The sequence below is a fragment of the Marinoscillum sp. genome, from assembly GCF_040222955.1.
In the GTDB taxonomy this organism is placed as follows: domain Bacteria; phylum Bacteroidota; class Bacteroidia; order Cytophagales; family Cyclobacteriaceae; genus Marinoscillum.
Genome location: NZ_JAVKCA010000020.1, coordinates 219,081 through 240,573 on the forward strand (window position 1 = coordinate 219,081; position 21,493 = coordinate 240,573).

At 45.6% G+C, this 21,493-nt stretch carries 19 protein-coding genes; 2 read left to right on the top strand and 17 right to left on the bottom strand.

Features of this window, described 5'->3' with window-relative positions:
• Positions 1-2: 2 nt before the first annotated feature.
• The 3 genes from RIH33_RS17465 to RIH33_RS17475 all read right to left on the bottom strand — a co-directional run bounded on the left by RIH33_RS17465 (position 3) and on the right by RIH33_RS17475 (position 5,152).
• Positions 3-2,687 (bottom strand): TonB-dependent receptor, encoded by a 2,685-nt coding sequence (locus RIH33_RS17465; RefSeq protein ID WP_406655175.1) that lies wholly within the window; start codon positions 2,685-2,687, stop codon positions 3-5.
• A gap of 148 nt (positions 2,688-2,835) precedes the next feature.
• Positions 2,836-3,285, bottom strand: coding sequence for a thioredoxin-dependent thiol peroxidase (gene bcp / locus RIH33_RS17470; protein WP_406655176.1), 450 nt, complete (start codon positions 3,283-3,285; stop codon positions 2,836-2,838).
• Between the two features lie 4 nt (positions 3,286-3,289).
• Positions 3,290-5,152 (bottom strand): M23 family metallopeptidase, encoded by a 1,863-nt coding sequence (locus RIH33_RS17475; RefSeq protein ID WP_406655177.1) that lies wholly within the window; start codon positions 5,150-5,152, stop codon positions 3,290-3,292.
• Positions 5,153-5,310: 158 nt separating this feature from the next.
• On the opposite strand from RIH33_RS17475, the gene RIH33_RS17480 reads away from it, so the two are divergent.
• Complete coding sequence (locus RIH33_RS17480; RefSeq protein WP_406655178.1) at positions 5,311-6,735, top strand: hypothetical protein; 1,425 nt, start codon at positions 5,311-5,313, stop codon at positions 6,733-6,735.
• Between the two features lie 52 nt (positions 6,736-6,787).
• On the opposite strand, the gene RIH33_RS17485 is transcribed toward RIH33_RS17480, so the two are convergent.
• From RIH33_RS17485 to RIH33_RS17505, 5 genes are all read right to left on the bottom strand, one after another.
• The gene (locus RIH33_RS17485; protein ID WP_406655179.1) at positions 6,788-8,203 is read right to left on the bottom strand and encodes a hypothetical protein; all 1,416 of its coding nucleotides are present in this window, start codon (positions 8,201-8,203) and stop codon (positions 6,788-6,790) included.
• A 72-nt stretch (positions 8,204-8,275) separates the two neighbouring features.
• Positions 8,276-8,884, bottom strand: a complete 609-nt coding sequence (locus RIH33_RS17490; protein WP_406655180.1) for a fumarylacetoacetate hydrolase family protein — start codon at positions 8,882-8,884, stop codon at positions 8,276-8,278.
• A gap of 2 nt (positions 8,885-8,886) precedes the next feature.
• Entirely contained in the window at positions 8,887-10,203 is a 1,317-nt protein-coding gene (gene mtaB, locus RIH33_RS17495) for a tRNA (N(6)-L-threonylcarbamoyladenosine(37)-C(2))-methylthiotransferase MtaB (protein WP_406655181.1), read from the bottom strand.
• Between the two features lie 119 nt (positions 10,204-10,322).
• Positions 10,323-13,004, bottom strand: a complete 2,682-nt coding sequence (locus tag RIH33_RS17500; protein WP_406655182.1) for a CHAT domain-containing protein — start codon at positions 13,002-13,004, stop codon at positions 10,323-10,325.
• Positions 13,005-13,007: 3 nt separating this feature from the next.
• Positions 13,008-13,952 carry a hypothetical protein gene (locus tag RIH33_RS17505; RefSeq protein WP_406655183.1) on the bottom strand — a complete coding sequence of 315 codons (945 nt, stop codon included), beginning with the start codon at positions 13,950-13,952 and terminating at the stop codon, positions 13,008-13,010.
• A 189-nt stretch (positions 13,953-14,141) separates the two neighbouring features.
• Between RIH33_RS17505 and RIH33_RS17510 the strand changes: the two genes are divergently transcribed.
• Positions 14,142-15,008, top strand: a complete 867-nt coding sequence (locus tag RIH33_RS17510) for a hypothetical protein (RefSeq protein WP_406655184.1) — start codon at positions 14,142-14,144, stop codon at positions 15,006-15,008.
• Between the two features lie 213 nt (positions 15,009-15,221).
• On the opposite strand, the gene RIH33_RS17515 is transcribed toward RIH33_RS17510, so the two are convergent.
• From RIH33_RS17515 to RIH33_RS17555, 9 genes are all read right to left on the bottom strand, one after another.
• The gene (locus RIH33_RS17515) at positions 15,222-15,833 is read right to left on the bottom strand and encodes an RloB family protein (protein WP_406655185.1); all 612 of its coding nucleotides are present in this window, start codon (positions 15,831-15,833) and stop codon (positions 15,222-15,224) included.
• Position 15,834: 1 nt separating this feature from the next.
• The gene (locus RIH33_RS17520) at positions 15,835-17,106 is read right to left on the bottom strand and encodes an ATP/GTP-binding protein (protein WP_406655186.1); all 1,272 of its coding nucleotides are present in this window, start codon (positions 17,104-17,106) and stop codon (positions 15,835-15,837) included.
• 142 nt (positions 17,107-17,248) lie between these two features.
• Entirely contained in the window at positions 17,249-17,689 is a 441-nt protein-coding gene (locus tag RIH33_RS17525) for a DinB family protein (protein WP_406655187.1), read from the bottom strand.
• A 23-nt stretch (positions 17,690-17,712) separates the two neighbouring features.
• A complete protein-coding gene (locus tag RIH33_RS17530) occupies positions 17,713-18,147 on the bottom strand; it encodes a glyoxalase (protein ID WP_406655188.1) in 435 nt (144 codons plus the stop codon).
• Between the two features lie 232 nt (positions 18,148-18,379).
• Positions 18,380-18,691 carry a helix-turn-helix domain-containing protein gene (locus tag RIH33_RS17535; protein ID WP_406655189.1) on the bottom strand — a complete coding sequence of 104 codons (312 nt, stop codon included), beginning with the start codon at positions 18,689-18,691 and terminating at the stop codon, positions 18,380-18,382.
• Positions 18,678-19,034 (bottom strand): type II toxin-antitoxin system RelE/ParE family toxin, encoded by a 357-nt coding sequence (locus RIH33_RS17540; RefSeq protein WP_406655190.1) that lies wholly within the window; start codon positions 19,032-19,034, stop codon positions 18,678-18,680. Before RIH33_RS17540 ends, RIH33_RS17535 begins: the two co-directional genes overlap by 14 nt.
• A gap of 300 nt (positions 19,035-19,334) precedes the next feature.
• Complete coding sequence (locus RIH33_RS17545; RefSeq protein ID WP_406655191.1) at positions 19,335-19,823, bottom strand: hypothetical protein; 489 nt, start codon at positions 19,821-19,823, stop codon at positions 19,335-19,337.
• Between the two features lie 38 nt (positions 19,824-19,861).
• Positions 19,862-20,545, bottom strand: a complete 684-nt coding sequence (locus RIH33_RS17550; RefSeq protein WP_406655192.1) for a CPBP family intramembrane glutamic endopeptidase — start codon at positions 20,543-20,545, stop codon at positions 19,862-19,864.
• Between the two features lie 237 nt (positions 20,546-20,782).
• Positions 20,783-21,400 carry a hypothetical protein gene (locus RIH33_RS17555; protein ID WP_406655193.1) on the bottom strand — a complete coding sequence of 206 codons (618 nt, stop codon included), beginning with the start codon at positions 21,398-21,400 and terminating at the stop codon, positions 20,783-20,785.
• Positions 21,401-21,493 lie beyond the last annotated feature (93 nt).

The following is a 21,493-nucleotide window of genomic DNA, read 5'->3' on the forward strand; positions in this document are numbered from 1 at the left end:
CCTTAATTGAACTCATACTTGTAAGTAAGCGAAGGAATCATCCCGCCTGCAATGGTCAGCTTGTAAGGTTGGGCCGGAGCACCCGGGCTGTTCTTGAAAAAGATGGAATAGGCATTTTTGCGGGCGTAGAGATTATAGACGGAAACCACCCATTTACTTCGAAACTGTTGGTTCTTTTTCACTTTGTTCTCATGGGTCAGGGAGATGTCTGCCCTGTGATAATCAGGGATGCGCTCACTATTTCGTTCATTGAAATACGCCACCGTCACATTATCCACCACAAACCTGGCTGCCGGGGCACTTACTGGCCTTCCTGATGCATATTTGAAATTGAGGCCCATGGACCATCTGTTGGTGATTTTATGATCTAATGACAAGGAGATGTTGTGTGGTCTGTCTGAATAGTAAGGATACCAGTGGCCTTCATTGATGCGTTCCTCCTGGTGTCTGGATTGAGTCCTGATGAAGGTGCGGGAGTAAGCATAAGAAAACCAGCCCTGGGTTTTTCCTTTGTTTTTTGCCAGCAAAAACTCAAGCCCCCAGGCTTTTCCCTCGCCGCTGATGAGTACCTGTTCAAGGGATTCATTAAGCACAATGTTAGCACCGTTTTTATACTCGATGAGGTTTTGGTAGTGTTTCACATAACCCTCCACTGAGGCTTCGAGGGTATTCTCCTGAAAGTTTTTGAAGATACCAAGGGCCAGCTGGTCTGAAATAACGGGCTTAATGAATTGATCACTCAGTTTCCACTGATCCAATGGGGTGACTGAGATGGCGTTGGAAATGAGGTGTTGAAACTGATAGAGCCTGTTGTATCCCAGTTTCACAGTGGCCCAGGGCATCAGGTAGCTAAGACTGGCGCGGGGCTCCATTCCATGATAGTCCGCTATTTTTTCATTTTGATCATAGGAGATTTCACCGGTGGTAGTGTTCTCATTTCTGGGGCTATCGGGGGCATAGGTGTAGGTCGTTAGTGGGCCCAGGAGTTGGTAGTTGGTATAGCGCAGACCTACACGTGCGCGCAGACTCTCAGTAAGCTTCACTTCATCTTCCAGGTATCCTGACACGGTGATCGCATGTTCTTCACTCAGGGTGGTGGGCACCACGAGAGAGTTGGGACTGTTTGGGGACATAGAGCCCGGGCTGGTAAGGAACCTGTTGATATGCACGCCTGCCTCCAGCGAGTGCATCCCCCTCGAAAATGTGAGGTTGTTCTGAATGCCCGATTGCCGGATTCCATTTTTCAATAAAAACTGATAGTTCTGAGCTTCTCCTTCTGTTTCATACTGATAATCACTGTGGCTGACGGTGAGGTTGTACAGCAGATCATTGGAGAAAAGATGGTTCCATGCCAGGCTGAAGCCCATCTGATCATAACTATAGGTAGTGTCTTCACTAAACTGAAAACTGTCTTTTGCTTTATAAAAGGTGCCTTTTACGGAGTTTTTTGAGTTGACCTGATATTCTACCACGCTGTTGAAATCCCAAAAATTGGCGGCACTGGTTTTGGCATCCTGATCCGGTACGGCATTCAATACCCAATCTGAATAGGTGGCCCTGGAGCCCACCGTATAGGTGAGTTTGTCTTCCAGTACCTTACCTTTCACACCGAGCGAGCTGGTGAGAATACCGATGCCTCCATAGGCCATAAACGGACTGGTGGCCCTGGGTGAGAGTTTGACATCCAGCACAGAGGACGCACGACTCTCATACCTCGCGGGGATGCTGCCTTTGTAGAGGGATACTTTGCTCACCATGTCAGGGTTGAATACGGAGAAAAAACCCAGCAGGTGGGAGGGGTTGTAGATGGGAATGTCATTCATGAGAATGAGGTTTTGGTCGTAGTTGCCACCACGAACACTGATGTAGCTGCTACTTTCACCTGTTACACTCACACCGGGCAGGATGGTGATACTCTTGATCACGTCAGACTCTCCCATGAAGGCGGGCATTTTGTTGATGGCGTAAATGCTAAGGTCACTTTTGCCCAGGCTGGTGTTGGTGAGCCTGTCTCTGGCTCCGCCTTCCTCAACGGTGATCTCCTCCAGGACTGAAGTCTCCTCATACAGGTTGATGTTGAGCACTCCCTGGCTGTAGAGCTTAATTTTCTTTTCTTCCGACTCAAAGCCCAGGTAACTATAGGTAATGGAGTGGTTTCCGGGCAGCAGATCCAGTTGATAGTAGCCTAAAGGACTGGAGATGGTACCGCTGCTGCCATTGTCTACGCTGATGGTTACCCCGGGGATCACTTCTCCCGTGGCATCGCTAACGTACCCTGAAAGCCTGGTAAGGACCCCGGGCTGCATTTTTGACTGGTCGCCTATTTCAATCCATGTTTCTTTTACCTGAGCTTCTTCAAAAGGGTTAATACCAAGACCGGTGATGAGTTCCGCATCGGGATAGATAAAGAGGTAATAATCATCTTTGATGGTGATGCGAAATCCGGAATTACTCAAGCTGGCCTGTAGAATGCTAAGGAATTTATTGTCGGATACAGAGACCGCTCTGATGCTATCAATCCAGGCCTTTTTGTAAAATACCGTCACCGGAAAGTTGCTTTCTGCCTGATGGATAAGGGTGGGAAGCGACTGCCCAGCGGGATCATAGGAAAATCTGAAATCTGCAATTTTCTGCGCATGCAGTCCCAGAGAGAAGAGAAGTAGGCCTGATAGAAATATTCGTGGCATAGAATGGCTGGTACTTACAGAGAACAGAGTGGGTATCCGTTTACCTTATGTGTTGTGTCAAAATAATTCCAACAATTTAGAATAAACGGATTTAAACTTCTGCAGCTTCTGTCAAGAGTTTGCTGAGTACCAGCCCTTGATGTCAATGTTACTTCAGAATCTGAGCAGTATGGTCCTTGGTCTTCACTTTTTCGATCACTTCCTCGATCTTCCCTTTTTCATCGATCACAAATGTGGTGCGAAGTGTACCCATATAGGTTCTTCCATACATTTGTTTCTCTCCCCAGGTGCCAAAGGCCTCGTGTACAGACTTGTCTTCATCCGCAATCAGGGGAAATGGAAGGTCAAACTTCTCAATGAATTTCTTATGGGATTTGGCACTGTCGCCACTTACGCCCAGTACCACATAGCCTTGCTTTTGTAGGCTGGTGTAGTTATCCCTCAGGTTGCAGGATTCTGCCGTACACCCCGGGGTGTTGTCCTTTGGGTAGAAGTAAAGCACAATTTTTTTGCCTTTAAAGTCTGAGAGACTGATGGGATTACCATCTTGATCGATGCTGGTGAAATCTGGAGCTTGATCGCCGGCCTGTAGTTTCATGGTCTTAAAGGTTTCGTTGATAAATTTGTTTATTTCCAGTGTTGTCTTCCACTTCGAGTATAAACTCTCCCTTAAGCGGGATGTTTTCATCTTTTCTCTCCGCCCAGATCAGATCCTTTTTAGATTCATAGTTCATGAGCAGAAAAGAGCCATTTAAGGTAGCTCTGAAGCTTTTTATACCCGATCGTTCATCATTGATTTTGAAATAAAGTTCGCTGGAGTTGATAATGCGTGGCGTAATGACAGGCGGTATGGTGTCCTCTGCAATAGTGAAAGTGACCAGATCCCTGGTGTCAAAGGAGATCTGACCATCCTCCCAGGAGCCTCCCTGGTAGCTCAGGTTACGCCCATATACGGCGTAGACACGTGCGGTATTTTCAGGGTAACTGTATTCCGGTTTTAACCTGATGTTCACGGTGGACCGCAGCGGGGTGTCATTGTGTAGAAAGCGGAAAAGCTCCAGGCCGAGCAGTGAATCATAGTCTTTTTCAAACCTCAGATAAAGGGTATCGAAGAGGGAGTACTGTTTGAAAAACAGGTCGGAGTGGTGGTTGAAAAAACTGATTTCTGAACCCGAGGGGATTTCCGCATAGATGCCTGTATTCAGTATTTCACCTGCATAATCAATAGAGTCAGGGAGGCCATCGTGCAGGTTCCACAGGTAGTAGGCGGCCCTTCTGTCAGTGCGGTAGGGTTCCAGAGGCCTGCGGGTATTGCCAAAAAAGAGGGAGATCTTTCCCGGAGTCCCCTGATGAATATTTTTGAAGTGAAGTTGATCACGATAGATTTCAAACTGGTTGATGTATGGATCGGGGAGGTTTACCACTTTGCGGTTGTTTACCTCGGTTTCGAAAGTGGAAATATTCCCATAACTATCCTTCAGGTAGATCTGAATCAGATGGGTGGAGTCCGAGAAGTTAAATCCCTGAGAAGAGACACTGTAAAAATCATTGGTGTTTCCATCATCCACAAAAAGCTTGTTGTACTTTTTGCCTCCATTCCGGTAGGCTTCATAGTCCATATGCACCAGGATGTTTCGCTGCTTGCCAAATGACAAGCTTGATTTTGACTGGCTGAATATAGTGTCTCCATCTATGACCAGTGTGGTTTCCGGGATTCCGTTTCGGTTATACACTCCGTTCAGCAGGTCGTAGGCATAAATTTCAATCCCTATTTTTCCCTGCAGACTTATGGGCACCCGGGTATGGTAGAGATTATGCGTCTTGATGGCATCAAATTCGAACCTGCCGAAGGTTTCATTGACCCGCGCCGCACCGTCCAGGGTGACGAACGCTATGTTTTTCATCTGAGGAGTAATGTTGTCCTTGATTTCGGAGAAGTTGAATTTCAAGGGGTCCAGGATTCGCTGATTGGCATCCCGGATTTCGAAATGAAGGTGGGGCCCACTGGAGGAACCGGTATTTCCTGAGTAGGCAATGACTTCACCACGTTTGAATACAAACTGATTTTTATCCGGAAATAGCTGAACCTCAAAACTTTCCGCTTTGTACTGCTCTTCGAGTAAATACCTGGCTATACGCCCTTCAAACCGGCTGAGGTGGGCGTATACGGAGGTGGTTCCATTGGGATGGGTCATGTACAGGCAGTAGCCATAGCCCCCTGTGTTTACCCTTACCCGGCTGATATAACCATCGGCGGTGGCGTGGACTGGTAGTCCGGACTGGCCACCGGTTTTAATGTCTAACCCCGCATGGAAGTGACTCGAGCGAAGCTCACCCATGGTGCCAGCCAGGTAGTTTTGCTGACCGGGATTGATGGGGAAAAGGTAATAATTGTCAGAAGTGAAAGGTTGGGTGAATGCGTGAATACTTAAGAAAATGAATAAAACAGGAAATCCAAACCTCATCTAAATAGCGCCTTTGAAATGTTCTTTTTTAATCTACCGCAAAACTGATGAATTCCTTGAAATGTTGTGCGCTTTTAGCAATTAATTGCTAAAGAGGACGGATTTCTTTTTTGATCTAATAAAATGTAACTTAACGGAGTAACAACTAACGTACGCCAATGACAACTTTAAGAACCGCCTTCATCACTTTGCTTACTGGCATTGTGCTTTTTACTCTTGTTCACACCTCTTGTACCTCTTCAACAGGAAAGGGTATGGAGGCCCTTTTCCTCACGGATGAACTCTACACAGATCCTCCCAATTTCGGATCGTATCCGGCTACCAGGGACCAGATACAAAAAATGATTGACGATGTGGATTTGCGTAATATCCGGGCACATGCCTGGGATCTGTGGGGTTCCATGACTTCCCCGGGTCCGCAGGGACTGCCTGTTTGGGAGACCTGGTATTCTGGTTATGAAGTATTCACCCTGGCCGGGAAGCAGGAGGTAAAAGCCCGTAACATCATCAGAGATTTCCAATCACCTAAACAATTTCATCACTTTGAGAATGTAACTGATGGAGTAATCCCGCAGAACCTGCCCGAACAAATTACCTCCTTCAATCGCTATACCAAGAGTGTGGCTGATTTTATTGTTTCATCGGGATTGAATCGGGCACAGGTACTTGATTCGATCAATGATTCATTTGATCGGGCAGGAACGCCAATTTCCCTTCGTCAAATTCAAACCACACAGGATTCTATTGACACACGGGCCATTGTGCTCAAGCCGGTTTTTCAATTCATTGATGGTTTCAGGCCTACCGTCATTCCATTTTGGAATGGCATTTCTCCCAAGACTACCACAGACCTGAAGAACCCGGAACCTCATACGTGGCGACAGGGTGTGATCGTGGATCCTACCAGGACTTTGAAACCGGGAGATTCAGCCCTGATGTCGGTAAACAATGAACCAGCCAGGTGGCTGCAGGTGGTCGGTCTGGAGGATTTTTATGCCATTAAACTGACTGAAGAAGATGTGAAGGAATTTAGCGACTTTGCAGCCACGTCAGGCGACGATGTAGGCAAGGGGAATATGACTGACTCAATCAGCATCTATCAGAACGTGAAGGAGGGAAATTATGCCTTGCTGATGGCAGTGCATGTTACTTCCAAAGAGATCAACAACTGGACATGGCAGACCTTCTGGTGGTCTCCTTACAATAATCATCCTTTCTTTGGTGCTGATAGGCCCACGTCTATTTTGGCCCCATGGGATAACTACAATATGCGAACGGCTTATTGGATGGTAACGCCAGCGGGAAGTGCTGAAGGTGAGCCTTTTGTGTCTTTCAATCCTTACCTGGAAACCAACCTTTTTGGGAAAGTACCGGTGAAAACCAAAACAGGGGTGCTGGACAGTATCTCCTGGACAGGTGTCAATAGTAATTGCATGACTTGTCATCGATTAGCAGCCCGTGCTCCCGGAACATTCAACACCCCAGCCTATCAACCTGATGGGTTTATTGGTATAGGTGACAGTGTGTTTGCCGGTATGACCAAGGTTGATTTTTTATGGTCAGTGGCCATCAGACCTCAGTAGATTAATAAAGGTTTGGAAGCCTCGGCTTCCAAACCTTAACTTGTTTTGGTGACTATTGAATACCCAGAATATAGGCTTTGACCTTTGGACTTGGTTCGGTGGGAATCAAATCGATTACATCAGGATCTTTTACAGGCTTACCAGCAAAGTCAAGAAGGAAGCTAAAGTCTGTACCCTTTAGCTGAGTGGCGCCATGACAACCCATGCATCCACCCATGTTGTAGAAGGTTTTATTATACAGGGTGTTCTTCCCACCGTCAAAGGGTTTGCCAATAGAGCTTCCATGGAAATTGGCCAGTGTGGAATCTGATTCGATGACAAAGTTGGCCATGTAGTAATTGGGATCTTCTTCTATGGAATTGACCGGGCGTGACTGTACACCAATGAGTCGGTAGTACTGCCAGATGCTTTCCATATTGATCTTTTTCAGTAAGGCATGCACATTGTTATTCACTGTGTCGATCACCGGCGGAACACCATGCAGCCTTTCGACGGTTTGTGGAGCACCTGTAGGTTGGGCGCTCCCATTGAGTAAGATGAATTCCATGTTGGCCTTTGTGACATCCACCTGCTCCCATGAGGCGAAGATAAAGGTTGGATAATTTTCCGTTTTATGGATGATGTGTATCCCTATCAGACCAAAGACACCGTTTTTGTAATAGATTTCTCCGTTAGCTCCTTTTTCATAGTAGATCACTGAGTCTTTGTAAAAACGGGAGTGGTCATCCTGATCGGTGAGCATGCGCCAGGCGGTCTTCACTTCTATGCTACCTTCATTCTCGGCGCCACCGCATGGAAGGCAAATTACTCCCGCCTCCTGAGGGCAATCGCAGTTGGTGGGGCATTCCGGGCAGTAGGCACTCAGATTGCTAATGTTGTTTTGGGTTCTGGCAGCAGCTTCGGCAAGGGAGGTACTGTCACCATAGTATTGCTGAATGTAGTCATACTCATAGCGGTTTACCTTGGCCTGATAGAGCACCATCTGACTGGTGTCATAGGCGTACAGGTTACATGAACCAATCTCGTTTGACTCATCGAGGTTATTGAAAAGGTCAAAGCGGGCATTGGTACCTGGAAGTGGTGCGGGCTGATTGCCGAAGCTATAATGCGGTGGATTGTCAAAAGGCTGAATTTGACCATAATATGGACGGAGTTCAGATCGGTGGGCGTAGGTTTCCCAGACGAGCAAATCCGGGTATGCGCCTGATTGCCCGAAGTTCCAGGTGGTGTCTGGCTGGCCCCGACGTTGGGAACTATTGAAGGATGATTTCCAGTTGAGCGCAACAAGCTCTTCCCAGGCAAATTTCGCCAATGACTCGGGAGAGGCATCGGATGGCAGATCTTTAGGCACGGTGTAGCTTACATTAATGTAAGGCGGCAATGCTTCCTCTGCTGCAGGTTTCGACCCATTGCAGGCATAAAAGAGGGTAAGTACAAGTAGGGTAAGGTAGGTGAGTGATTTTTTCATAGTAAGCAGTTAGTTTAGTGTTAACTGTTTTAAGCTATGAATAAATATTTTTAGAAACAACTGAAAAGTGACCTACCTCACTTCAAAATCGAACATCTGCCTGCCCGCAAGCTTGCCTATCAGTCGGTCGCCTATTTTCACTGGACCTACACCTTTCGGGGTTCCGGTGAACAAAATGTCGCCCTTTTTCAAAGTGAAATACTTTGAGACATAGGCTATGAGCTCATCCACTGGCCAAAGCATCAGGGAGGTATTGGCATCCTGCACCACCTGCCCGTTGAGCTCCAGCTGAAAATGGGTGTTGGTGAGGTCGAAGCCTTCTTTAGAAATAAATGGCGAAGTGGGAGCTGATCCATTGAACCCTTTGGCCATTTCCCAGGGTAGTCCCTTTTCCTTGGCTTTAGCCTGAAGGTCCCGGGCCGTAAAGTCTATACCCAGACCTATCTGATCGTAGTATTTGTGTGCAAACCGGGGTTCTACGGATTTGCCTTCCTTGTTGATTCTGATCAGCAGTTCACACTCATAGTGAATGTCTTTGGAGAAATCCGGGTAATAGAAAGCATCATTGTTTCTGAGAATGGCCGTATCCGGCTTCATGAAAATGACCGGTGTCTCAGGTCTTTCGTTGCCCAGTTCGGTGATGTGGTCGGCATAATTGCGACCGATGCAGATGATTTTCATAATTAGTGAGCGAGAATTTCTTCAACTTCTTCTACCTCCATGAGTCCGCTGGCGTCTACCCGGGCCATTTTTACCACTTTCATTTCGTTGATCAGTACCGGGTCGTATTTGGCTTTGATCCGGATGTAGTTTTCGGTAAACCCGTGCATATGTCCATCTTCCACATCATCCTCAAAAAGGACCGTCTGCATCTGATCGATGTGCTGTTCGTAGAAGTATCTTTTCTTTTTCTCCGAAAGAGCCCTGAGCATTTTGGATCTTTTCTGTCTCTCTTTCAGAGACACCACTCCGTTCATCTCCAGTGCCTGGGTGTTGGCCCGCTCGGAGTAGGTGAACACATGCAGGTAGGATACGTCCAATTCATTCAAAAACTGATACGTTTCCAGAAAGTCTTCCTCTGTTTCGCCGGGAAACCCGGTGATCACATCCACCCCGATCCCGCAGTGTGGCATCAGCGACTTGATGGTGTGCACCCGCTCCCTGTACAGGTCGCTCAGGTAGCGGCGGTTCATTCTTTGGAGTATTTTATCACTGCCAGATTGCAGCGGCACATGAAAGTGCGGTACAAATCTTTTGGATTGGCTCACAAACGTGATGACTTCATTGGACAGGAGGTTGGGTTCAATGGATGAGATCCTGAATCGCTCTATGCCTTCCACTTCGTCAAGCGCTTTGATCAGGTCGATGAATTTCTCCTTGCGTTTTCCATCCTGAATGCCAAAATCACCAATGTTCACTCCGGTAAGTACTACTTCTTTCACCTCAGAAGCGGCTATTTCTTTGGCCTGCTCCACGATCTCCGCAATGCTCGCACTTCTGCTTTTGCCCCGGGCAAGGGGAATAGTGCAAAACGCGCAACCATAGTTGCAGCCGTCCTGCACCTTCAGAAAAGTACGTGTGCGGTCTCCGTAGGAGTAGGAGGCATTGTATCTTTTGGCTTCCTGGATTTCTGAGGCATAGACCTGGGGCTCATTGGTTGCAATGAACTCATCCAGGTATTCGAATAGCCTGAATTTCTCTGCGGCACCCAGCACAGCGTCCACACCTTTAATCTCGCTGATTTCCTTAGGCTTCAGCTGTGCGTAACAGCCTATGATGGTCACAAAACTTTTAGGGGAGATTTTCTTGGCCTCACGAACAATCTTCTTACACTTCTTGTCGGCATTCTCGGTCACCGAGCAGGTGTTGATAATGAAAATATCCGGTTGGTCTGTGAAATCCACTTTCTTAAATCCCCGATCCTCAAACATTCTCGAAATGGTGGAGGTCTCAGAAAAATTCAGCTTACATCCCAGTGTATAAAAGGCTACTCGCTTCATAGAGGCGCAAAGGTAATAAAATCCCGCTTTCAGTTCGCTGGTAAGGGATGAAGGAGCAGGGAAGTTCGCTCAATAGGGATTTTCGCGAAACGCACTTTGGTTTTTAAACTCCCTGACCTTTACAGCCCTATCAAAATGAAAGGCGCCCAATAGTATGGATCGCTGTAGTCTTTTGATCTCAGAAGGCTGAGCTTGGCTTTGCGCAGGTCATCCGCAAAAATCATGTTGCCGGAATGGTTGAGGTGCTGTTTGTAAAACTCTATCATTAGCTGAGCAGTGGAAGCATCGGAAACCTGCCACAGCGAAACGATCAGGTTTTTGGCACCGGCATACATGAGTGAACGACTCAACCCAATGATGCCCTCACCTTTTTCCACTTTCCCGAGGCCCGTTTCGCAGGCCGAAAGGGTCACCAGGTCTGCACCGATATTCAGACCATAGATTTCGCCGGAGTAGAGGCTGCCGTCTTCGTTTTCGGCAGGGGAGAGGAAAATTCTGGAGAGTGCCGGCTTTGACTCATTCACGATGCCATGGGTGGCAAAATGGAGGTACTTGTAACTTGATAGTTTTGAAGATTTGAGCACTGATTCTGAGGCTTCATCTTTCAGCAGGATTTCCGGGGTGTCCTCACCAGCGAGAAACAGGTACCTGATTTCCTTTACTTCCTGTTCGGACCCCGGTAAGCTGGCCATGGTCAGCTCGTTCTGTTCGAAGGAGACCGGAGCGGTCAACAATATGCCTTTGGCCATCCCTTCTGGCGCACCTAATTTTTCCACAAGGAGGGAGGCCGCATAGTCATAGGAGATGGCATAGCTTTCCAGGAGGTAGGTGTTGTTCGCTCCGTCTTTTGAATCACTCAGGAGTGATTCAAAAGGAATGGTACCTAGTAGTCCATCGGGTATGATGGTGAGGCTCTGAATGCCATCCGGAATACCCGGGATCAGCTGCCTGTACAAACTGATGCTCGAAGACCGGAAGGTGCCCGGAATGTGGTATTTGATGGAGTTGCGAAGCCCTTTGGTCAGTTGTGCCAGATTATCTGCTTTTGGGAGGCTGTATACCTCAAAGTCTTTTCTGGAAATGAAGAAAACGAAAATGGATTCTTCACCGATGAAATAAGATAGAATGCCGGAAGTGGGGGCCAGTTTTTGCTGAAGAGCGGCCACAGAAATATCTGCCTGGCGGTATTTGAGGTTGAAATAGCTCGGGTATTCCTGCTCCAGGCTGGTAATGAACGACCGGTAGGATTGTCGGGTTTGGAACAGTGAATTTTGCAGGGCGCCGAGTCTGGACTCATCCCTGGTATTGGCCAGGAGCTGTTCCAGCAGGCTGATTTCGGTTTTCAGACTATCTTCCAGTGCGAGCAGGTGGTTCGGAATCCCGGCAAATGCTTTGGCTTTGGTTTCGTTAATGGCTTCCAGCAGCACGGCAGATTTGCTGCGCTCACAAAAGGTGAAGGCAATCTCCCGAAAGTACTTTTTCTGAAAGGTCTTGTCACTCAGGTACAGCGCTGCCCGGATGCCGTCATCATACACATCTGCGGCAATGTTTCCTATTCTGATCTTATCCCCTTCGGTGAGTCGCTTCTGCCGGATTTGACTGATCAGGTCATCACATTTCAGGTAGGTGCTCAGCGCACTTTTAATGTCAGAAGGCTTAAGAGATTTTCCGAAATGGAGTGCCTCCAGCGCCTGTGCTTTGTACTGGAGAGAAGAGAGGAGTATGTCGGCATTGAAGTAGTCCTGCAGCTCAGGCAAATCGTATAGGGAGCTATACTCCTGGTTTTGCAGGTTGGCATAGATGGATTTCTGGAAGCTCTCTACTGCTTCTTTGTAATTTTCCTGTTTCAGCTGAACGGAACCAATCAGATAGAAGGTGTTGGCCACCTCTGGATGCTTGCCGCCGTAGAGCCGGATGTACTGCTGCAATGCTTCCTGCTGAGTCAGTAGTGCCTTGTTGTAATCCCCCTGAGCTTCCAGTATCCGACCCCTGTTGGACAATGTAAAGGCTTTGTTGGGATGGTCACCGGTGTAGTGACTGTCCCAGATGTTCATGGTGAGGTCCAGGTAGGTGAGGGCCTCACCGAAATTGTTTTGAGCGCTGTTGGCAAAGGCCAGGTTGCCATAGCAGAGGGCTACGCTGGGGTGATTTTTTCCAAATGCCGCCTGGTAGATTTTCAAGGCATTGTTAAAGTTGATGACGGCCTGCAGGAAGTCATCTTCCAGATAGATCAGGCCCAGGTTCAGGTATGAATCGGCCAGGAGTGGGTCTTCGCCCTTGAGTTTTGCTTTTCTGATTTTCAGGGCCCTTTCATGGTAACTTTTGGCTGTTTCCTTGTTCTTATTGTTCCAGTAGACCACTCCCAGGTCATTGTAGCACTCTGCGGCGGATAGGTTGGTAGGATCGGGCAGGGCTTGCTCAGCAGCGGTGAGGGTTTCCATGGCCAGGTCGTTGCGGCCTGCTTTGAGGTAGGCTTCGCCCAACAGCAGTTGTGCCTGAAGCTGAAGGGCTTTTTGCTGCGGCAATACATCGGCTATATAGTCCAGGGTATTTCGGGCCTGGCTCATGCATTGATTGAGGGCACCGGTTTCCATATGGCACTGGGCCATCTTGAGGTTGCACAGCGCATACTGATCCAGGGTTTGCTGCTGCTGAAAACCAACACTCGCGGCCTGGTAGCTTTCAAAAGCCCGGATGTATTGGCCTTGTTGGAAATAGTTTTCTCCTGACAAGAAAAGGTCCTGCTGAGCAGCAGTAATGAGGGTAGTCAGGAGGAAGGTAGCAGTTAGTATTCTTTTCATCATTTAAAATCGATACACGTAGCTGAAGCTGAGTACATTATGCCTGGTGAGGCCATCTGGGTTTACCTCGCGATCCATGAATTTCTGTCCGTAGATCAATTTTACACTGTTGTTGATGTTGAACTGGTAACCAAAATTGGCCAGCATATTGAAGGCCATACCGGTGGTGCCATCCAGTTTTTCACGCTTATCTTCATTGAAGTTGTAGACCTCATCTTTGGTGATCCGATAGATGGCCAGTGCCCCGATCCCAAAGTTGAAGTTAATAAATCGGAAATTTCTTTCTGCTCTCAGCATCACATCGGTGCCTCTTTTGAGGTCGTTGGCCAGGTTGTATTTTCGGATGTAATCCGGGTCCGGATAGTCCGTCCATTTTCCCCATCTGAAATCATTTTCGTTTTGGTGAATGAGCGGGCGCTGGATTCCGGTTGCGAAAAGCCACTTTTCATTGATGTATGAAGCACCGGCCACGGCATCATAAGAGCCGAGACTTACCTGATAGTACATGGGCAGGTGTCCACTGCCAAATTCGGAGTTACTGTTTTCTATGTCCGATTTACCGGAGGGGATTTTCCCGCCAAGGGTAATGCCCACGGTGCTGCCATTGCTCAGCCGGATGGACCTGGACGCGCTGATGGACAGGTCTCCCAGCCCCTGTGTTTCACCAAGGCTACCGCTCACCATCTGATAAGGCACCTTCACCTGGATGGCATAGTAGTCGTTGATCCCGAAGGTCATGTCTGAGGTAAGGACCGTGATGATGGGGGTGAGGAGGGAAGTACCCCGGTAGTAGTTGAGCTCCAGTGACCTCAGTTTGAAGTTTACCTTTTTGCTGTAGGCCTGGTCTGGCTTCATAGCCCCCATGGTGCAGAATCCCGCGTCGCTGCATCCCTGGGCATGGGAGAGGTAAGCGCTAAAGATGATGATGGCGGTGATAAAATGGCGCATAGTTTATCGTTTGGAAGAAAAACAACAGTTTGTTGCTAACCCCGTACGACGAATGTATGGAAAACGGGGCTTTAAAAAGTGCAAGCCAAAGTTAGAATTTTTTAATTTTTTTTCATAGCCCATTAAACCATCCACTCCATGTGCTGTCAAAGGGTGCGAAATCAATTTAGGAATCAAAAAAATAGTATCATGAAGAAGTTATCATTTTTAATGTCCGTTTTGACAGCCTTGTTTTTAGCCCTGCTTTTTACTGCTTGCCAGGACGACACAGGGGCGATGGAGAGTAGCTCCCTGTCTGAGACTGCCTCAGTAAGTGTGAGCTCTGAGGCTTCGGTGGCCTCCAGTATGGAGGATGTGGATTTGCTGGCAGATGCCGGGATGGAACTGTTTGCCAATTCGGGGCGCGGGTTAAGAGACCATTTGCTGGAATGCGCGGAGGTGGAGCACGATACGGCCAGCAACCTGATTACCATTGATTTTGGCGATGGCTGCGAGGACCGGTTTGGCACCTGGCGAAGTGGTAAGATCCTGATAGAATACAATGAGCGGAAGTATGTGCCGGGGGCTTACAGGATTGTCACTTTTGAGGATTTCTTCCTGGACAGTGTGCAGGTGGAGGGAACGCGTACCATCACCAACGTGACGAATACCTCAGAGGCGGGGATTGCTTTCGAAACCTCATTGGTGGGGGGTAAGCTGACCTTTCCGGATGGCAGCACCATCACCCGGGATGCGGAGCATCTGAGAACCCTCTATGTGGGTGAGGAGCGCGAGGACAACTATGCCTCACTGTCGGGCAGTGCCAGTGGTACACTGCAGAATGGAGATGCCTACAGCTCCACCATCATGGAAGACCTGATCTTTAAGAGAGGCTGCAAAACCACAGGTGTACACATCCCGGTGGCGGGTGTACTGGAGATCGTCTCTGGTGATCGCACGGTGGTGATTGACTATGGCGATGGGGAGTGTGATAACCTGGCAGAGGTGACCATCAATGGTGAGACTGAAACCATCGAGGTAGAACCCCGGGGCAGAAGACCCCACAGAAGAGGATAATTGTTAGCGTTGGGTTTTATATCAGGTAGGTGGGGTCGCGTCTGGGATGCGGCCCCTATTTTTTGTGGTTGATCCTGCTACCTTGGAAATTCATCGATTCTGGAATAGTAATAAACATTTCCATGTTCGTTGCTCGGTTTCATGATCAATAAACCCTTGCCGAAGGAGATCTCATACTTCTGGTTATCAATGGTTCGATTCAGTCTGTTCTTTTTATTTCAGTTCGATAAGAAATTTAACGAGTTCATGAATTGTTACATATGGATTTAATTCCCAAATCGGGATTCCAGCGTCAATGTCTACTTGTTTATTCCTTCTAAGCCTTTCTGCGTTACTGTCTGCTTCTTCAAATCGATTTCCCAATATTGGGAGCAACCTTGTTTTTCCGGGTTCATAGTCGTTGATGAAGTTTTGTCTTATAAAGTTCTTCACGTCATCTCCATTTGTAAATGGTCTTGCGGAATACTGAAAGTGTAGGATAAACCAAAATTCAATATTGAAGCTGGAGAATGCTATGTTAACAGTATTGGAATTAGCCTTCAAAAACGCTCTATCTCTGTTTGGTAGGTTGTCATGATCGAAGGCCACCCATACATGGTCGTATGGAGCACCTTCATATCTTGCTTTTTGCTTCCTCCTAATTGCTTCATTAACAAGGTTGAGAGGATCATGTCTTTTGAAATGTTCAACATCTATTTGAATCCCCCGCTGCTTTTCACGAGGTAGTTGATTTTTTATTTCTAACAAGTAATTCCTCTCAGTTTGCCCCTCACATAAGATCAAGATTTTTAGATTTAGCTTCCTTGATTTTCTTGATCTTGCCATTTTAAAACGTCATTTCCAATTCATTAATAATTGGAGTTGCACCGAATTTCCCACTATCATACCATTTGTCGTAAGGGACATTAGGACGGACGCCACTAATATCAGCCATGCTAAACAGATCGGTTTCACCTCTTTCATTCTTCTCTGCGAACCAAATCTGATCACGTCGAAAAACATCGCTATCAAGTTGTGAAAGATCATGGGTTGCAAAGATCAATTGGGCATTTTTTTCGTTAATTGAAGGGTTGTGAAAGAGTTTAATAAGTGATTTTGTAATATGAGGGTGTAGGTTTTTTTCAAATTCGTCAACTACGAGAATTGTACCATCTTCAAAAGCATCGAGAATGATTCCTGTAAGCATAAATAAGCTTTGAGTTCCTTTAGATTCCTCGTTCTTGTCAAATTCTGTTTCTCCTACAATAGTGTCGTTCTCATAGACATTATGGACTGCCTTAATTTTGTATTTGTAGTCATCTTTGATTCTTTCAACTACAGAATCGGGTATATCCTGGGGGAGGGGGCTCTTTTCCCAATCAATTACCTCTGACTTCACCTTTGAGATACCTGTATCCAGCGCACAAATGATTCGATTGAATTTCTCAATGAATTCAGTGTCATCGGGATCTGCTAGCCTTTTGGCGTATAGTTGTTGTATTCTGCTTTCGTGGAAATCTTCAAAGAACGGATAGGATGCTAATTTTTCCTTGAAGAAATTGAAGACAGGAATTAATACTTCTACATTATCGAGAACAGCCTTTGATAAGAAAAGTTGATTTGGAAGAAGCTTCCTTTCAATCGATTTACGGTCACCTTTATAGTGTTCACCAAAAGCAATTGGTGTGTCAATTACTCTGGAGTAAATAACCGATGGTTGCTTTTTTGGTCGGAATACTAACTCTTCTCGGACAATTGTATCTTTCCTGAATTCTAAGAAAAGAGTGTAAAGAATATTATCAATATAAAAGTCAAGCTCAAACTTGACCGATTGATTTTTATTTGATCTGTCAAGAAGGAAAGGTTCATATGGCCCTATTTCTTCGTTCGGTTCAAATTTTGCACTTCTAAGAACAAGAAAGTCAATTGCTGAAAAAGCCATAAGGATATTACTTTTCCCTGAGGCATTTGGACCATATATGACTGATGTTTTAAGAAGTTTTTTGTTGTGAACTTCAACAACGTTATTGTAATGCTCTTTGAATGTTGTTGCTTCAAAGGAGAATTCTACTCGATTCTTAATCGATCTAAAGTTCTCTATGGCAATTCTTGATAGCATTTCTTTATATTAGTGGGTTTTTGATGCTAATAACGTAAAAAAAATGCAAATAGTTTATTGATTCCTTGTTATTATTCTCGGTGCTGTTTCTTTCTGTAGATTTTCAATCCTGAACAAACCATTATTGACCACCACACCGGCATCACCGCTTATAAAAGATATAATCGGTCACGATGGGTTCTATGCCGTGCTGTCTGAGGTCAGAGATGATCTGCCCCCTGTGGTGGGTGGTGTGATTGCTTACATGAAACAGTATTTCCTGGATGGTATTCTCAAATTCAGCACCGCTGGAGGTACGGTATTGGATGGGTTGGCTCAGGTCCGAATCGGCGATAATCTCCATGGTGCGCAGATGATTAGACTGGTCATAGGCCTGGCAGGTTTCGAGGGTGTGGAGCTGATTCACCCCCAGTGCTTTTTCAGTCACTATTCTGGCATTCCAGATCTGGTGGGCGTTGATCACATGTGAAAACAGGGGGATGGTCCGCACACTGATCCGCTCCTGCTCCCGGATGAGCAGCGCCACCAGTTGTTGATTGAAATGGTGCTGATACTCGAATATGTCTTTGAAGAAGGCTTTCATGGCTCTTTTACGATCCGCAGGGATCAGGAGTTGGGTGCCTGCTTAAATTCTCCAAAGTGCCAGAGCACTCCTGAGGGATCATGCATGAAGAGCTCCCGGCCCCAGATTTCATTCCTGATTTCGGAAAACCGCACGGTGTTGAACCTGGCGGGCAGATTTTTCTTCAGGAGGTCCTCCTGGCAGCGATCCAGGTCGTCCACCTCCAGAAAGAGCATGGTGTTGTTGATCCATTCTTTGGCATAGTAGTCCTGCAGGTAAAATGCCAGGTGCTCGTTGACTTTGAACAGGCTCATTTTGCGGTCTATCACCACCTCCTCAAAGCCCAGGAGGGAGTAAAACTGTCTCGATTCTTCAAAGACCCGGGCTCCTATAAAAGCGCGAATGGATTTGGACTGATAGGTCATGGTGTTTGTAGGGGTTGCCGGATGCGATTCATTCTTTCTTAGCCTGTCCTCCATCAAAGCGAGTGTCCTTTTTTAAATGACACAGCAAGAGGATGGGTATCATCAGTTGGAGTGTTTTCAGGTGGTTTTTCACGGCAAAGGTCAGGTGATTCCTTAAAGATGCCCAAAATAGGTGAATTCAGCCATATGACCCACCCTGGATGTTAAATCCTAGGTGCCTGGCTGGCCAGTCTTGGCTTGCTTGTTGGAGGTAGGGCTCACAAGGGCAGATTTGTATGCCCACATCTTATGCGATATTTAGTTCGTTGTTCAGGAGCTCAACCTTAAAATTCACCTTGGCTTTCAATGCCTCAAAGACTTTCAATATCGTCTCGATAGTGACATTTTTGGCGTTGTTTTCAAGTTTGGAAATTTGAGATTTCCGAACACCAATGAGTTCACCGAGCTGTTCTTGTGTGAGGTGCCGTTCCTTACGAGCAACCTTTATCATATCACCAATGAGTTCGAGTTTCAGCTCAAATTCAAATTGGTCTCTTCGAGGGGTCCCACTTTTTCCGATTAATAAATCCTGAGCTTCATCTAAACTATATGTTTTCATCTTTCTTTATTTTCTGTTCAAAATATTCCACCCTCATCTGTTCGGCCTTTTCAATTTCTTGGGAGCTCACTTTGTCTGTTTTCTTGACAAACCCATGGGTGCCACAAACCAGTGTCATTTCGTTATTCTCCTTATCCCAAAAAGCAAGAATCCGATATTGAAGTCCAGCGTATTTGGTTCGGAATTCCCAAATGTTCTGATTTAGTTTCTTGAAAAGTTTGGGGTCATTTAAAATCTGCGCTTTCCTGATATTGTAGAATATCTTGTCTTGCACTTTATTATTTTGGCTTTTAATGAACGAGAAAGCCTCTTCTAACAACTTGATCTCAAACTTTTTTTCCACTAAATGTTCATTAGCTAATACATGACAAAGATAGATTAAGTTTCAATATAGGGAAACTTTATTTATCCATTGGTTGAAACAACCACAATCAGGTTTACTAAAGTAGCAAGCGATTCCAACGAAAGCACTTAGGAAGATCGTTCAAGAATGAGAAGCCATTCAGCTTGGATTTTCAAATAGGGAGATGCCTAACTCGCCAGCCTTATCTCGATTATTGAAGACAGGGCTCACAAGGGCAGCGGGCATCGTGGGCTTATGAGGCACGCCTGGGGCTCACGGCCGTTTGTTCGATTTTGTTTATTAGAGCACGATTTCTAGATATCTCGAACTTTTATCACGGTCGTTATCCCAAACCAATTCATTCTGATACAACACACTTACCACTTGCATGCTTCCATTTGAATATTTCTTGACTTCACAATCAAGTCTAATAGAATCCCTTCCCTCAATCTTCACTATTGTCGTTGCAATACCATCACTGTTTGTATGTTCACTTGTGAATAAGTCCATCACATATATTCCCGCGGATTGATCAAGTTCAATCACAAATCCTTTAGGGTAGTCTAGTAATGGTTCATTGAAAAGCATCTCATCCCCGTCAATTAAATAATAAACAAAAATGTCATTAAGTGAGATACTATTTTCGTTCGCTGGATTTAAAAGATCAGTATCGGAATTGTTTTTTATTGATAGAAAGACATTCATACTTACAAAAATCCCATCAGTATCATCTTCCTTACAACCAGTAAGGCAAGAAAGAGAAATCAATAAAATCATTAGTTGTTTCATAGCTTCAAGTTGCCGTCTACACCACTAGCGCTTCGCGTTTATGTTGTCTTTTGTTCGAGGACATTCATTCTATAGCCTAAAATACCGCCATTTATGTCAATCGCAATATGTAGGAGAACTGCTATCCAAATGTTTTCAGTATAATAGTAAATAGCAGAAAACAACAGACCTAAGATCAATGAGCCGATAACATTTCGCTTCCCCATACCGACATGTGTTATCGCGAAACTGATATTTACCAAAACAAATGCAATTAATAAACCGGCATTTTCTTTTAAAAACTCAAATAAAAAGACTCTGAAAATGAGCTCTTCACATATTCCGGCACTTATTGATAGCATGATAAACCAGTTAAATTCTCTTCTTGTTTTTGGCAGGTAGTGGTATATATCTTTCATTTTGCCCTTAATAATATCACGGTTGTCAGGGGTAACATTTGATGACTTGTATTGTATTACCGAAAACACCAGAACCAGGATTAAAAGTATAATGCCGGCCGTTGTAAAGTTTGGATACAGATTTAATGGGGGAAGTTGTGTGATGAGGTAATTAAGGAAAATCAATGTCGTCAAACCCCAAAATATCGCAATGGTTTCTTTATAATCAGTCAGTCTAAACTTGTCATCTCGGTTGATTCTGTTGTTCGTTTTTTGATAGGTTAACAAAAAGTATGTCGGATAAATGATCCCTATGAGTCCTGCCAAAATGGTTGTCCAAATCATGGTTGTGTTGCTGTTGTATCCTGACCGCCGACAATTGGCCATCAACCTCCGCTGCTGCTGGCCTTGTCAGCTCAATCTAATGGATTTTAACCCCTGAACAAACGATCGTTGGCGATAGAGGAGTGTCTTTCTGGTAAGGGCGGCATCCGGAACATGAAAGGTTTCCAATAAAGGGCTCAACTGGCTCGCCAGCCTGATCTCGCTTGTTGGAGACAACTCCAACAAGGGCAGAATGGTTTAATTGCAATGTTGATTGTAAAACTTAACGATGGCACTTACATCACTCTTGCGAAATTCTTTGCGTTCAATTTTCTGAGATAATTCCGGACAATCATAAAAGTACCGAATCATGTCATTCTTAAAGTTTAAATCTGCAGGTATTTTAAGTGTTCTTTCGCCCCTTTGAAGTACAAATTTTTCAACACTGTATGATGCACCAGGTGCCATGCCAGTTGAAGGGTTATACATTCCCGAATGAGTTAAATAGCAATAAAACAATTTCAGTTTTCCGTCAATCTCAATTCGCAGAAAAATATTTGAATTCGAAGAGAAAATATTGCCTATTCCGAGTGTATTTTCTCTTGACAACATTCTTATCTCATCGTGCCCAAATCTAAACCTGATTTCCTTCGCGTCATCTGGCTTCAGTACCCTCTTTACACCATTGGAATCATAGTATATGACTTTTTGCTGCAGTCTCTCATAGTTAGGCTCTTGTCCCAGAAATTTTACAGGGATATTGAAGATCACATCGACCGTGTCATTGAGATACAATATTTGGCCCTTAACCTTTTTTGCCTCTGTAACGAAAATAAAGCCTAAAAAGGCCAGTGAAAAAATGATGAGCTTATGCATTACTAATGTTTTAATTGACTTTCAGTTGGAATTTCATTTTCCTGGCGCCTTAGCTCGCCAGCCTTATCTCGCTTGTGGGAGACAACTCCAACA

Excerpts from the sequence above, each read along its gene's own strand:
- bcp (WP_406655176.1), bottom strand. The coding sequence starts at position 3,285 with ATGAAACTACAGGCCGGCGATCAAGCTCCAGATTTCACCAGCATCGAT.
- RIH33_RS17525 (WP_406655187.1), bottom strand. The coding sequence starts at position 17,689 with ATGAAAGCCTTCTTCAAAGACATATTCGAGTATCAGCACCATTTCAAT.
- RIH33_RS17485 (WP_406655179.1), bottom strand. The coding sequence starts at position 8,203 with ATGAAAAAATCACTCACCTACCTTACCCTACTTGTACTTACCCTCTTT.
- RIH33_RS17465 (WP_406655175.1), bottom strand. The coding sequence starts at position 2,687 with ATGCCACGAATATTTCTATCAGGCCTACTTCTCTTCTCTCTGGGACTG.
- RIH33_RS17550 (WP_406655192.1), bottom strand. The coding sequence starts at position 20,545 with ATGATTTGGACAACCATTTTGGCAGGACTCATAGGGATCATTTATCCG.
- RIH33_RS17480 (WP_406655178.1), top strand. The coding sequence starts at position 5,311 with ATGACAACTTTAAGAACCGCCTTCATCACTTTGCTTACTGGCATTGTG.
- RIH33_RS17475 (WP_406655177.1), bottom strand. The coding sequence starts at position 5,152 with ATGAGGTTTGGATTTCCTGTTTTATTCATTTTCTTAAGTATTCACGCA.
- RIH33_RS17490 (WP_406655180.1), bottom strand. The coding sequence starts at position 8,884 with ATGAAAATCATCTGCATCGGTCGCAATTATGCCGACCACATCACCGAA.
- RIH33_RS17545 (WP_406655191.1), bottom strand. The coding sequence starts at position 19,823 with ATGAAACAACTAATGATTTTATTGATTTCTCTTTCTTGCCTTACTGGT.
- mtaB (WP_406655181.1), bottom strand. The coding sequence starts at position 10,203 with ATGAAGCGAGTAGCCTTTTATACACTGGGATGTAAGCTGAATTTTTCT.
- RIH33_RS17535 (WP_406655189.1), bottom strand. The coding sequence starts at position 18,691 with ATGAAAACATATAGTTTAGATGAAGCTCAGGATTTATTAATCGGAAAA.
- RIH33_RS17555 (WP_406655193.1), bottom strand. The coding sequence starts at position 21,400 with ATGCATAAGCTCATCATTTTTTCACTGGCCTTTTTAGGCTTTATTTTC.
- RIH33_RS17500 (WP_406655182.1), bottom strand. The coding sequence starts at position 13,004 with ATGAAAAGAATACTAACTGCTACCTTCCTCCTGACTACCCTCATTACT.
- RIH33_RS17530 (WP_406655188.1), bottom strand. The coding sequence starts at position 18,147 with ATGGAGGACAGGCTAAGAAAGAATGAATCGCATCCGGCAACCCCTACA.
- RIH33_RS17505 (WP_406655183.1), bottom strand. The coding sequence starts at position 13,952 with ATGCGCCATTTTATCACCGCCATCATCATCTTTAGCGCTTACCTCTCC.
- RIH33_RS17515 (WP_406655185.1), bottom strand. The coding sequence starts at position 15,833 with ATGGCAAGATCAAGAAAATCAAGGAAGCTAAATCTAAAAATCTTGATC.
- RIH33_RS17510 (WP_406655184.1), top strand. The coding sequence starts at position 14,142 with ATGAAGAAGTTATCATTTTTAATGTCCGTTTTGACAGCCTTGTTTTTA.
- RIH33_RS17520 (WP_406655186.1), bottom strand. The coding sequence starts at position 17,106 with ATGCTATCAAGAATTGCCATAGAGAACTTTAGATCGATTAAGAATCGA.